The organism is Paracoccus tibetensis (assembly GCF_900102505.1).
GTDB classification, from domain to species: domain Bacteria; phylum Pseudomonadota; class Alphaproteobacteria; order Rhodobacterales; family Rhodobacteraceae; genus Paracoccus; species Paracoccus tibetensis.
The window spans coordinates 25125-37585 of sequence record NZ_FMVT01000021.1; the positions used below are offsets into that span (position 1 = coordinate 25125).

11 protein-coding genes are annotated in these 12461 nt (G+C 61.0%); 4 read left to right on the plus strand and 7 right to left on the minus strand.

Features of this window, described 5'->3' with window-relative positions:
- Positions 1-79 precede the first annotated feature (79 nt).
- Positions 80-1417, minus strand: a complete 1338-nt coding sequence (locus tag BLP73_RS18125) for a stealth conserved region 3 domain-containing protein (protein WP_175453435.1) — start codon at positions 1415-1417, stop codon at positions 80-82.
- Positions 1418-1891: 474 nt separating this feature from the next.
- On the opposite strand from BLP73_RS18125, the gene BLP73_RS18130 reads away from it, so the two are divergent.
- The 3 genes from BLP73_RS18130 (at position 1892) to BLP73_RS18140 (ending at position 6281) form a co-directional block, all read left to right on the plus strand.
- A complete protein-coding gene (locus BLP73_RS18130) occupies positions 1892-2635 on the plus strand; it encodes a glycosyltransferase (protein WP_090748215.1) in 744 nt (247 codons plus the stop codon).
- Positions 2636-2890: 255 nt separating this feature from the next.
- The gene (locus BLP73_RS18135; protein WP_175453436.1) at positions 2891-4543 is read left to right on the plus strand and encodes a CDP-glycerol glycerophosphotransferase family protein; all 1653 of its coding nucleotides are present in this window, start codon (positions 2891-2893) and stop codon (positions 4541-4543) included.
- Positions 4544-5039: 496 nt separating this feature from the next.
- Positions 5040-6281, plus strand: coding sequence for a glycosyltransferase family 25 protein (locus tag BLP73_RS18140; protein WP_175453437.1), 1242 nt, complete (start codon positions 5040-5042; stop codon positions 6279-6281).
- Positions 6282-6363: 82 nt separating this feature from the next.
- Here the strand turns inward: BLP73_RS18140 and BLP73_RS18145 are convergent, their stop codons facing one another.
- Together BLP73_RS18145 and tagD are read right to left on the minus strand one after the other, a co-directional pair.
- Positions 6364-7389 (minus strand): hypothetical protein, encoded by a 1026-nt coding sequence (locus tag BLP73_RS18145; protein WP_090748224.1) that lies wholly within the window; start codon positions 7387-7389, stop codon positions 6364-6366.
- Positions 7390-7411: 22 nt separating this feature from the next.
- Positions 7412-7804: a glycerol-3-phosphate cytidylyltransferase gene (gene tagD, locus BLP73_RS18150; protein WP_090748226.1), complete on the minus strand. Its 393-nt coding sequence runs from the start codon at positions 7802-7804 to the stop codon at positions 7412-7414.
- 433 nt (positions 7805-8237) lie between these two features.
- On the opposite strand from tagD, the gene BLP73_RS18155 reads away from it, so the two are divergent.
- Entirely contained in the window at positions 8238-9398 is a 1161-nt protein-coding gene (locus BLP73_RS18155; protein ID WP_090748229.1) for a DegT/DnrJ/EryC1/StrS family aminotransferase, read from the plus strand.
- On the opposite strand, the gene BLP73_RS18160 is transcribed toward BLP73_RS18155, so the two are convergent.
- From BLP73_RS18160 to BLP73_RS19650, 4 genes are all read right to left on the minus strand, one after another.
- Positions 9381-10976, minus strand: coding sequence for a GMC oxidoreductase (locus BLP73_RS18160; protein WP_090748232.1), 1596 nt, complete (start codon positions 10974-10976; stop codon positions 9381-9383). The two genes, BLP73_RS18155 and BLP73_RS18160, sit on opposite strands and share 18 nt — an antisense overlap.
- 165 nt (positions 10977-11141) lie before the next feature.
- Positions 11142-11456 (minus strand): hypothetical protein, encoded by a 315-nt coding sequence (locus tag BLP73_RS18165; RefSeq protein WP_139166032.1) that lies wholly within the window; start codon positions 11454-11456, stop codon positions 11142-11144.
- Complete coding sequence (locus BLP73_RS18170) at positions 11449-12063, minus strand: ParA family protein (protein ID WP_175453438.1); 615 nt, start codon at positions 12061-12063, stop codon at positions 11449-11451. The genes BLP73_RS18165 and BLP73_RS18170 overlap by 8 nt, the downstream gene beginning before the upstream one ends.
- Before the next feature lie 181 nt (positions 12064-12244).
- Positions 12245-12461: hypothetical protein (locus tag BLP73_RS19650; protein ID WP_217630734.1), on the minus strand; the 217-nt coding region annotated here is incomplete at its 5' end.

The following is a 12461-nucleotide window of genomic DNA, read 5'->3' on the forward strand; positions in this document are numbered from 1 at the left end:
CAACTCGCGACGACAGGCTGGTCGAGGCAGCTGACGGCCGTTGATCCCGCCGGGCGCATGACCTCCTGCCTTCCCGATGTCACTTGATCCTCGTGCGCTCCCACGGGGCCCGCTCGGGGAAATTGACCTCGAGGAACCGACGGATGCTCCTATGCCAATCCGCCCCCGGAGCCTGCGCGCCACCTTCGTTGAGGCACAGCGCCTCGACATCCCCCTCGAGCGCGGTCCTGAGCCGGTTTTTCCAGCGCAGGTCCATCGGCATGACCAACGACAGGCGCAGCGGGGCGATCTCGGCCCGGCCAGTAGCCAGGGCATAGTGGTGATAGAGGAACGAGGTCAGGTTCAGGTCGTCGGAACTGCGGAAGCGGCTCGGCCTAAACCGTGCAAAATCCGTGGCCCATCGCGCCTCGATCTCGGCCAGGATGTCCTGTCGCAACGCGAACGGCGCGTGCTTGTGCAACTGGGTCGGCCAGAATCCAAAATCACGCGCCAGCAGCTGGGCCGAATTCCGCGCGGCATTGAGATGGTCGGGATCGCTCGCCCGCACCGGGCCCGAGACCACGCCATCCTCTTCCAGAAAGGCCCGGCTGTTGCCGGAGGCGCCGAAGAAGAACGCCTTCTCCTTGGGCGTCACGACGAAAACATCGTCGTTCAGATAGAGGAAGCGCAGCGAGAGGTCGGGAATATGGTGCAGACGGCTCTCGATGACATGCGAGGAGAAGGTCGGCAGGTATTCGGACTGAATGATGCGCTCGTGCGGGATCCAGCGGATGCAGGGATGGTCGGGATCCAGCCAGTCGGGAGGGGCGCAGTTCGTCACCACATGGATCCGCCGCGCCCAGGGCAGGTTCAGGGCAACCGAGCGCAGCGAATAGCGCAGCTCGTCGCTGGAATGGAACCGGGACAGCGCGGCGGCGTCGTTCTCGTCTCCCACGCCGGCTGAGGGGCGGGGGACATGGCGCGCGAAGGCCTCGATCCAGGCGGGATCCTGGTGGTTCACCCATGTATAGACCAAGTCCACGGGCTCGTCCCGCAGGCGCTGCCTCAGCGTCGGGGCAGGCAGGATGCCCGCAAGCCGGGTCAGGCCCGGATGGCCGAAGGGATCCTGGTAAAGCGCACGGGCCGTCGCATTGGCCCGGTTGCGGGACAGCCAGACCCCGTTCGGGCGGGCCTCGTAGCATTCCAGCTCGATCCGCTGGCTGCCCGGCTGCAGCAGGTCCACGCGCGGAGCGGCCAGCAGGCGCAACCAGCCGGAACCGGCAGGGTCGACCTCGGTGCCAGCGCAGAGAAAGCGCGCCTGCGGACAGGCGGCACGCAGCACCGAGAGGGCAGCCGGGAAATCGATGTCGCGGATCCCGAGCACGGCGCACCCGTCGTCCTCGTGCAGGACAAGCACCCCCATCCGGCTGCTCAGCATCGACAGCAGGTTGTCCCGGTCAGGTCCGGGAGGAATGTCTGCAGATCCCTGCAGCTCCCTGGCCCGCCAGATCCCCCGCAGACGGCGAGTCCCGAGGCTCCAGACATGCCGCATGGCGAGCCTGACGGCCCAGTGGCCATGAAGCCCCGCGCGCCCGTGATCGAAACCCGCCTGCACGGCGCGGCCGGCCCGCCGTGCTTGTCTGGCAATGGCTGTCAGCATCGCGCCCGCTTCCTGAACGACGTCTCTAGGCCCGAGGATGCCGCGCTGCAGGCCGACCGAAGACGGCGCAGCCCGACCACGCAGGCAGTTGACCGGCTTCTAGCGCATTCCGGATGACCTGCCACTGTTATTGCCATCCTTCGGTCCGGCGCGGCAGGACGGCGGCCGGCATCCCGCGCGTGTTGAGTTTTTCCGGCCTTTGCCCCACAGAGGCGTATTCTTTTCAATCATCGCAGACATCAGGACCAGTCAATGCTGAAGCGCCTAGGCAGGAAGATCGCGCGGAAACTCATCGTCCACGCAAGGGGCCTGGCTGGCGCAGCCCTCGCGGCAAGGCCCGGGCCGCTGCGCCTGTCGCTGGTGGTTCCCACCTACAACGTGGAAGCCTATATCGACCGCTTCCTGGACAGCGTGTTCACCCAGACCTCACAACTGCGCAGCTTCGAGGTGATCATCGTCGACGACGGCTCGACCGATCGCACCGCCGAGATCGTCCGGAAATGGCAGGCGCGTCATCCCAAGCACCTGCGCTATGTCCGTCAGGAAAACGCTGGTGCATCTGCCGCCAGGAACACCGGCCTGGCGCTGGCGAAGGGAACGTGGATCGGCTTTCCGGATCCGGACGACTTTCTGGACAGGGATTACTTCCGGCGAATGCTGAAGGAGACCGAGCAGAAGCACGAGGAGCCGCTGCTGGCCGTATGCTCCAATACAATTTTTTATTTTGAAGATCGAGATGAGTATTCCAACTCTCATCCACTTAGATACAAGTTTCGGCGTGGCACTGTAATAAGGTCAAGCAATGATCTGGGCAACTTTATCCATCTTTCGGTAAACACAGTCTGGCTACATCGTGAGACTGTGATCCGATCAGGAGTCAAGTTCGACGCACGGGTCAAGCCATCTTTCGAGGATGCTCACTTCATAAACAGAATTTTCTTGGCGTCACCAGACCGCAAGGTCAGCTTTATCCCAAATGCCCGATATTATTACTGAAAAAGGCATAATAAAACCTCGCTCCTTGATCAGGCTAAATTAACGAAGTCTTGGTTCAGCGATAAGCTAAAATATGGCGTCCTAGATCTTTTGATATCTTGCCAAGAGGCAATGGGCTTTATTCCTGCCCACATACAAAGAACATGTCTCTACGATGTCTTCTGGGTCTTCCGCTATCTTTTGGACCATGAAGAGCGCACAGATTTTCTAACGAATGAAGAACGACAGGATTTTGTAAGCCTTCTCTGTCGGATCATGGAATATATCGACATAGAAACCATCTCAGAATTTGAACTTGCGGGCTGCACCGAGGAACACAAGGTCGCGCTGCTTGCCATGTACAAGGACCAAAGACGGGAAAGCACGGCGGTCTATCTCCAGCAGATCGACCAGGCCTCGGGACAGATGCAGTTCTCGTATTTCTCGGGCGGGAACGACAGGTTTCCGATCCGGCCGTTCGTGAACGGGCAGGAAGCCAAAATGCATCTGCCCAGCCAGCGCTCCTCGACCTTCATGGGCGCCACCTATTTCACCCAGCATTTCTTCTGGGTGTCCTTGAACGAAGGCGACACGATCCGCTTCGAGGCGGAAGGCGCGCCCTGCCGCATCCGGCGGAGGAGGAAGGCAATCGGTCAAGAGGCCAACTGGCTGACCCTGCGCGATGCCTTGGTCCAAGACGCTCCGCGGAATGTCAGCCCGGAGCACCAGCGCCTCAGGGACTTTGTTCTGGAAAGCCAGGACAAATACCGCGGCTGCTGGGTCCTGATGGATCGCGACGATCGCGCCGATGACAATGCGGAGCACCTGTATCGGCACCTGATGCGTCAGGGGCAGAACGGCAATGTCTGGTTCGTGCTGTCCCGGCAATCGGGGGATTGGGACCGGCTGGAGCGGGAAGGCTTCAAGCTGCTGGCCTTTGGGTCAGATGACCACATCGCCGCCCAGATGAATGCCTCTATCCTGGCCTCGTCTCATGCCGACGACTATGTGCTGTGGCCCGTGCCAAAGGCCGAGTTCGGGGATCTGGCTAAGTACGAATTTGCTTTCCTCCAGCATGGCGTAACAATGAACGATCTATCGGCTTGGCTAAACAGAAAGCCGATTCGGCTATTTGTTGCATCCACCCCTGCTGAAGCAGCAGCTATTTCTGATGCTGGTAGCCGATACGTCTTCAGCAACAGGGAAGTTCTACTAAGTGGATTTCCCCGGCACGACCGACTTCTCAGCAAGGCGCGAAAAACCGTGCCTAATTCTATCCTTATCATGCCGACGTGGCGGAAATATCTGAGCGGGGGAGGAGATGTCACGGGAATGCGCTGGACGAAGCAGGACAATTTTTCTGAAAGTGTATTCGCTCGGAACTGGTCCGCGATCCTGAATTTGCCAGATCTTGCCCATTTGGCGGAACGGCATGGTGTCAGTGTCATGTTCGTGCCGCATCCGAACATGGCGATATATTTGCCGGACATGGCTATTCCCGGCTGGATCGAGACCGTCGATGTGCGCGATGGCTTCTGCTATCAGGACCTGCTGGTGCGGGCATGCGTGGCCGTGACCGATTATTCATCCGCTCTGATGGAGGTGGCCTTCCTGCAGCGGCCCGTGATCTACTTCCAGTTTGATTTTGACGAGTTCTTCGCCGGTGATCACATCTGCAAGCCCGGCTACTTCTCATTCGAACGGGACGGCTTCGGTCCCGTCGTGCGGAACCCTGAAGACGTCATCGCGCAGCTGGACGCCGCGCTGTCGGGCCGCGAAGATCCGGTCTATGCCGCGCGACGCGACGCGGCCTTCCCGTTCCGGGACGGAGAATGCTGCGAGCGGGTCCGCATCGCGATCGAGCAACTATCCGGGCCGCGTCAGGTCCTGGCGCCCGACCATGCCGCCTTGGCCGCGCACCCGGCCTAGTTCGAAACAGGTGCAGAAAGGTTCTAGGCCCGATTCTGGCATCCGGCTCGGCCTTGTGACGCGGGCACTTGTTGAGAAATGCGCTTGTGAAAGTTCCATCGGAACAAGGGGACGGAAAGTGGATGCCGATATGGATATGCGAGGTCCGTTCTTGTATGCTCCGCCTGCAGTTGTGTAAAAGAACCCGTTTTTAGTAACCTGCAGGAAGCCTCAATGCCCTTATCATTCTCCTGTTCCATACCAGCTTGAGCGGAAAGATGGGGGAAGAGACGTTCTACTTGGGGCAGGCGATCAGCAATTCTACAGGTTTTTACACAGCACGGCACAACTTGGCGCGGCGCGAGCACGCCGGCAAGCGCCTGCTGGAAGCACTTGCAGAGAATTCTCCAATTCTAAAATTGGAGCGACTTTTCAGTTCGGCATACCAAGACTTGCCGTCACCTGACCCGATGTTCCCCTCATTCCGCACCTTGGGAAAACGTGTGACACCTGCAGGATGCCCATGAAGCGCAACTTGATGGCCTCGCTGTCCAAGATGGTTCCTCGCGGCCTGTATCGGGTTCCGGCCCGCCTTCTCGCTGTTCTTCGCCATGAGGGGATGACGGGCCTCTATGACCGCGTGCGGTATCCCAAGCCGTTCTGGCAGCGGCAGCGCCATCCGGCGCGTGTCGTCGGTCCTGTCACGATCCGCGGAGGCGATGATGCCGACCGGGATCAGATCGCCCGCGCCCTGCAGGATGCGGAGCTGCCGCTCGCTGTGTCCAGCTCCGATCCGAAGTTCGAAGGGACGGTGATTCATATCGATCCTGTCTCCCAGGACAGAACCAGGATCACGCAGAACGACATTCTGATACTGTTGAGGCCAACGTCTCTGCCGGAAGGCGAACTCCTATCGCTGACCACTAGATGCCAGGCGGTTCTGATCTCTTGCCCGGACATCCTTTCCTGCCTGCAGCGCGGCGGCGTGCCGATCGAGAAGATCTTCGCGCTGAAGGGCCGCGATGCGCTGCATGAAGGGATCACGCGCTATCTAATCGCCACGAAAACCATTCCCGCGGATCGTCAGGACTGGAGGGTCTTCTCGGACCTCGATGACATACCGCTGCGCCGTCTCTGCCTGAGCCTGCCGGAGACACCCGCGCGGCGCGAACACTTTCTGGCCGGAAAGCCAAAGGATTTCGAATTCTTCGATGGGATCAGGGCGTTCCCGGGCTGGGTCGGCGCAGCGACCAGCTTTCGCCTCATGGCGCAGGCCTGCCTCGATCAGAACATCCATCCGGTCCTGTTTTGCGAGGACGACGTCGAACTGCCTGAAGACTTCGAATTACGCTATCAGGTGGTCAGAGATTATCTGGCAACATGCCAATGGGACCTGTTCTCGGGTCTCATCACGGACGTCGGTTCCGACTACCGCGTCACCAAGGTGGTCACTTACCACGGCCAGACCTTTGTTCACCTGAACCGATGCGTCGGCATGGTTTTCGGGTTGTACAATCGCGCAGCGCTTGAGGGAATTTCCTCTTGGACTTTGAATAGCGGGATGACAATCGACCGGCATCTGGAAGCGACGCAGTCTCTGGAGATAGTGACAACATTGCCATTTCTGGCGGGGCACTGTGATGATCTGGATTCCTCCGTATGGAGGTTCAAAAACCGGCGCTATCGCAACATGATTCATGAAAGCGAAGCGCGCTTGGCTCAATTAGTGAAAGAGCACGATCTTCGCAATGTGGCGTGAATTTGCCCTTATCCATAACTGCCACGGTTGGCAGCAACTTCAACAATCGAAGACTGCAGTAGCAGAAGTGTTTTAGGCACTTTTACCTGGCCCGGATTTTGAAAGATGAAAAGATACGCTGCTTGAGGTCGCTCAGTACGCCCCTCTTTTCATCATCAACACGAACTTTCGGCTTGATGCGAGAGCCTTTCATCCCGTCGATTTCTAAGACCGCATCGGCAATAAGATCGTACGACCGACCGATTACGTGCGGGGGCAGATAATCCTGCATGAAACTGGATACGTCCGCACCAAGCCCCGTCGCACTGGTGACCATGTCGACAAGCTCATCGAAGCTCCAAGCATGACATCCGATGTTCGACTTGAATATGTGGTTCTCGGCAGAGCCCTTCTTCTGCTGCTTGTTGCCTTCACCTATCAACCAACTGGGAAATACGACAGGTTTTCCAAGCGCCCAAGCCTCATAAACCATCGTGCCCCTGTCCGCGATTACAACATCGGCGTCGAGCAGCTGTTCGAAAGTTGGCCTTCCCCCACCCCGGACGTTGGGATGGAGCGAGACTTCGAAGTCGAATATATCGGCCAGCTTCTCCTCATACTCCATGAGGGCAGGATAGCTGGAAACGGCCAGTTTTCCTTTCTGAACCTCGCTCCCATGAGTGGGCGCCCAGAGCACCTTGATTTCGGAACGGGTGCTAGGCCTTTTCCTCTCTGGGCGCTTGGCGGCAGCTGCAAGCAGAGCATCGATCCGCGGCCATCCGACAACTTTGATCTGATGACTGTCCAGCTCGAGGCGCTTGTGCGCCAACAATTTCTGCTTGATCCAGAAACCTGGGACGCAGACCGCCTGGTATTTGTTGATCTCCAGACCGCCTTTTGGATCCTGCCGCAAGAGATAGTTCTTATCTGCCACACCGTGCGACATCATCAGATGCGCACGACGATAAATGAAAAACGTGATGTTTATGAAGCCTCGCCGGGCTTTGACCTGCGCGCGGCTGTCGCCAGAGACCCCGACGGCACGGCTGATCCCATCTGCGAACTCATCCTCCAGCATCCGCAGATTTGGCGAGGATTGGTAGACGTAATGCAGCCCTTTGGAGTACATGCCGTGACGTCCTGAAATGCAATCAACCGATCGCGGTAATCATATCGCGAATCTGGGTACTCGAGATACCCGAGGTTCGCGGCATGTAGACCACGTCACATTGCGCTTTCAGAAAGTCGAACTTCCCCGTCCAATCATCACCCATGGTGAAGACATCAACATGGTAGAGCGCGACATCGTCGACCTTCTGCTCCCAAGTCCGTTCTGGGATGACCAGATCAACATAGCGTAATGCCTCGAGATCATGTTTTCGTTCCTCATAGCTGAAGAACGCGCGTTTGCCTTTTTCTGCGTTGAAATCATCTGTCGACAGCGCGACGATCAAATAGTCCCCAAGCGCACGAGCACGGCGTAACAGCCGGATGTGGCCGTGATGCAATGTGTCGAAGGTGCCGTAGGTAATGACGCGGCGCATGCTTGTTTTTCTTTTCTATCAGGACGGCCTATTCAAGCCGACGTCGACACCTGGCTTTTGCTTGCGCTTTATTTTAGAAGTTTTCCTTCTTCCAACAACAAGCGGATCGCTACGGGCGCACGTATCGGCGACGATACAATCAGTCATGCAGGGTTTCAACACCATGTCAGGATGTGGCTGGCCGCCTGATGCACTCGTTGGGCGTCTTGGATGCGAACTTGCGACATGCCTAGGCAAGGAACTGCCGCACAGCCCTTTTGAGACATAAGGCGGATTACTCTGTTAAAGCCGCAACCCTCGGTTGACCCCTGCCGGCATGGCGCGGACGATGCCCGCAGCGCCTCAGGCGAAGGTGACCGAACTCTCCCGATCTGCTGTGGCGGCGCGCGCGAAAAGCGCTCAATCTGACAGGAAAGTTGCCATGGAGTGAAGAGTGCCCGATGTCGGTTTGAGAGAGTGGGTGGCCGTCGGACGCGCCATCGCGAAGGGTCACCTGCTGCGCTACGATCCCAAGGCGGGCATCACTGCGCGCTTCGAGCGGGATCTTGGCGCGCTCACGGGCGCCAGGCATGTGCTGGCGGTGAACTCGGGGACGAGCGCGCTCGTGGCCGCGCTGGCAGCGGCCGGGATCGGGCCGGGCGACGAGGTGCTGGTGCCGGCCTATACCTGGATGGCGACGGCCGCCGCGCCGGTGCAGGTCGGCGCCGTTCCGGTGCTGGTCGAGATCAACGAGACGCTCACCATCGATCCCGACGACATCCGCGCCAAGATCACGCCCTACACGCGCGCGATCATGCCGGTGCACATGGTCAACGCGCCCTGCGACATGGACGCGATCATGTCGATCGCCCGGGAATATGGCCTTGTCGTCATCGAGGACGCCTGCCAGGGCGTCGGGGTGCGCTACAAGGGCCGCCATTGCGGCGCCATCGGAGATCTGGGCGCCTTCAGCTTCAACAAGATGAAGAACATGAACATCGGCGAGGGCGGCGCGGTGCTGACCAGCGACGAGCGGTATTTCATCCGCGCGCGCAGCTACCACGATCTCGGCTCGATGATCCGCCAGCACGGCGACCGGCTGAACGAGCCGGAATTCGTCGGCATGAACATGAAGGTGACCGAGATCGACGGCGCCATGCTGGAGGTCCAGTTGCGCAAGGTCGTCCCGATGCTGGAGCGGATGCGGAAGCGGCGGGCGGTCCTGGCCGAGATCCTGTCGCAGAGCCGGGAGTTCACGCTCACGCCGCATAACGATCCCGGCTCGGCCGTCAGCCTGTCGGTCCTGGCGCGGACGCGCGAGGAGGCCGTCGCGCTGACCGGGCGGCGCGGCATCCACAACCGGCTGCGCGACAGCTCCAAGCACATCTACACGAACTGGGAGCCGATCCTGCAGAAGCGCACCTTCCATCCGAAGATGAACCCCTGGGCCTGGGCCAAGCGCGACATCAGCTACACGCCGGACATGTGTCCGCGGACCCTGGATATCCTCGACCGGACCTGCATCGTGACGCTCGGCCTGCAATATCCGATGCCGCTGATGAAGATGGTCGCCCGCAAGCTGGCAGATCCAGGCCCGTCAGCGCGCTCCGCCTGAGAGGACGCGCGCTGCGGCATGGGCTGCGGCGCGGGCGCTCAGCATCATGATCGTCAGCGTCGGATTGGACACGTGCTGGCGGGGAAAACACGCGCCGTCGGTGACATAGAGCCCCGGCACGTCCCAGCATTCGTTGTTCGTATCCACGACCGAGGTGGCAGGGTCCGTCCCCATCCGCGCCGTTCCGCATTCATGAACGCTCGTTCCGCCGGGAGACAGCGCGGTGTTCACCGAGAAATTCGCAAGGCCGAGGTCCGTCGCCAGCTGCCGGATGAGCTCGGCCTGGTAGCGCGCGATCTCTCGCTGCTGCTCGGAATGGCGGAAGCGGATGACCGGGATCGGGATGCCGTGGCGGTCGCGCCGCGAGGAAGACAGCGTCACCCGGTTCCAGGCGTCGGGCAGCATCTCGGCAAAGCAGACGATGTCCACGCGCGCCCCGCCGCCCCCGCGCGGATGGACGTGGATCTGCAGGCTCATGGCGCCATGCTGGGCATTCGGGGGCACGTGGATGCAGCGCCCCGGCTCGGACTGCTCTGGCCGGACCTCTCCGGCGACCGGCCAGATGCCGCTTCCGCTCATGACGGCGTGATCCATCAGGTAGCGCCCGAGGGCGGGCGAGCCGGTGCCGGTGCCGGGCTTCTCGCCTTCCGGGCGGGACAGCAGGAGAATGCGCGTGCTCTCGATCGCCGAGGCGCAAAGGAAGACAATCGGCGCCAGCGAGGTTCGGACGTTCCCACTGCGGCTATCGATCCATTCGACGCCCTTGGCGGCGCCGGCCTCATCCTTCAGGACACGCCGCACCACCGCGCCGTCCTGGCATGTCAGCTGCCCCGATGCCGCCGCCCGCTCCAGCCACGGCACGGGCGCAGCATAGGTGCCGATGGCGGGGCGCGCCTGCGGCCAGCGCGACCGGATCGCCTCGATGATCGCGGTTTCCGAGCCGGTCGGCGTCAGGACCTCGGCCAGCGCGCTGTGATGCGGCCCCTGCCCGGCCTGCGCGCCGCCTTTCAGCTGCAGCCGCTCCTCGACCCAGAGATACCAGTCCTCGATGTCCTCGAGGCGAAACGGCCAATGGGCCTGCGCAGGATCCGCGCCTTCGGGACCCATCCCGGTCAGCCTGTAATACTGCCGGCCATGGCCCGGGATCATCATGCGCCCGCCGGGACGGCGCGAGCGGAACCAGAGGAAGCGGCTCTCCTCCTCGGTCGCATAGGGATGGTCGCGATCGTCGATCAGCAGATCGGGCGCCAGCGCCCAGGCAAAGCACCGGGACTGCACGGGTTGCCGCCCGCGGCCCAGAAGCCGGAAGGCCAGCTCTCCGTAGCGGGCAAGACGCGGAGGAAGCTTGCGCTCGGCCTCGACCTTTTCGAGGAACCTCGCCACGGCCGTCAGGGACCGGGTCTGCGGGTTGAGGGGCCGGGTCGCGGAGAGCCCCGCCTCGAGGACCAGGACCTTCAGGCCAGCATCGCAGAGCCGGGTGGCCGCGACGCCTCCAGCCGCGCCCGAACCCACGACGATGGCATCGAACCGGCTGTGGTCGGGAACGGGAGCACCCTCCCAGATACGTTCTGCCCTCATGATGGCATGGCCTGCCCCCTGCCCCGCTTTCGTGATAAAAATTTGCGGATGAAGCGTGATAGGCAGATTTCCGCCATGGGGCAACCCTGCCCTTCGGGAAGTTGAAGTTCCCTGGGGAGTCGCCCCACCCTCTTTGAATTCGGCAATTTTACACTCTGGGAATTCTCAGAGTTTCTCGCCTTTCACCAGGCCGCGGATGTGGTCTTCAAGATAGTCCTGCATCGAGATCCCGCGGCGCAAGAGCCAGATCTTGAACAGGGCATGCGTCTCGGGATCAAGCCCGAAGCTCGGCCGCGCCTCGGTCGCGGTGCGGGGCTTCGGCGGTCGTCCGCGTCGTGCAGGTGCCGCCCTGTCCTCGGGCTTGGGCGCGGGCCGCGCCACCTCCCCTGCCCCGCGCTGCCGCACCTCGCCGATGGGCGCCGGGCTCTCCGCCTCGGGATCGACCATGCCGTCAAACGAGAATCCGCCTTTCTTAGCCATCGAGCAGCCCCTGTATGTAGGTCCAAAGATCACGCGCCTCCTGGGCGGCCTTCTGGTCGCCCGCCTCGGTGACCCCCTGCCCCGTCGCCGCCGTCTCGGCATAGATGACGCGCATGGCGGCATTGACCGGCGCCACCTTGCCGTATTGCGCCAGGACCCGGCCTGCCTCCTCGGTCACCTTAGCACGAGGGGTCTGGGACAGGATGAAGGCGAAGTCCGATCCCGCGCCCTTCGCGGCCCGAAGCGTGGCGCCCACCGCCCGCAGGTCGTGCGGCGACGGCCTGACCGGGATCAGCACCAGATCGGCCGCCGCCATGACGCTTTGCAGCCATTCCGGCGCGGCCGGCGGCGTGTCGATCAGCAGGAGGTCGAAGTGCTTGGCCAAGGCAGGCAGGGCCGCCTTCACCTCGTCCGGTGCGGGATCGCTGTCGGGCATGGCGGGCCATTCGCCCTCCCTGCCCTCCCACCATCCGCGCAGACTGCGCTGCGGATCAAGGTCGATCATCGCGACCCGCAAGCCATCCTGCGATGCGGCCACGGCCATGTTGATCGCCGTGGTGGTTTTCCCTGCCCCGCCCTTCTGCGAGGCGATGACGATGCTCTTCATGTCCCCACCTTTCTTGTAAGTTGAAGCACTCGTAAGGGCCAGCAGGCGCATATGCAAAGGCAGAAATTTACCGAGTGGCAAATTTCATGCGCGAAAGCGTCGAGGAGCGTTTACTTTTCAGAGCGCTAAATTAAACGAGTTGCGAATCTCAAAATTCTCGGAGTGTCGATGCCTGCAATTCTCAACTCGTTTTTCCTGCTAGGTCCAACGCTGAGGTCCTCTTGTTCTCAAGCATCTTCTTCATGAAAGGGCAGGCGGCATTCCTTCGACACCAATCCGCACCTGTTTCTTCTTTTTCTATTTCTTCCATTTCAGGAACCGCAAGCTTCTGAACCAAAACGATGAATCCGTCTGAAAGTGACTTTCTGGGCGAGGTATCGTGACTTTTCGGGCGAGGT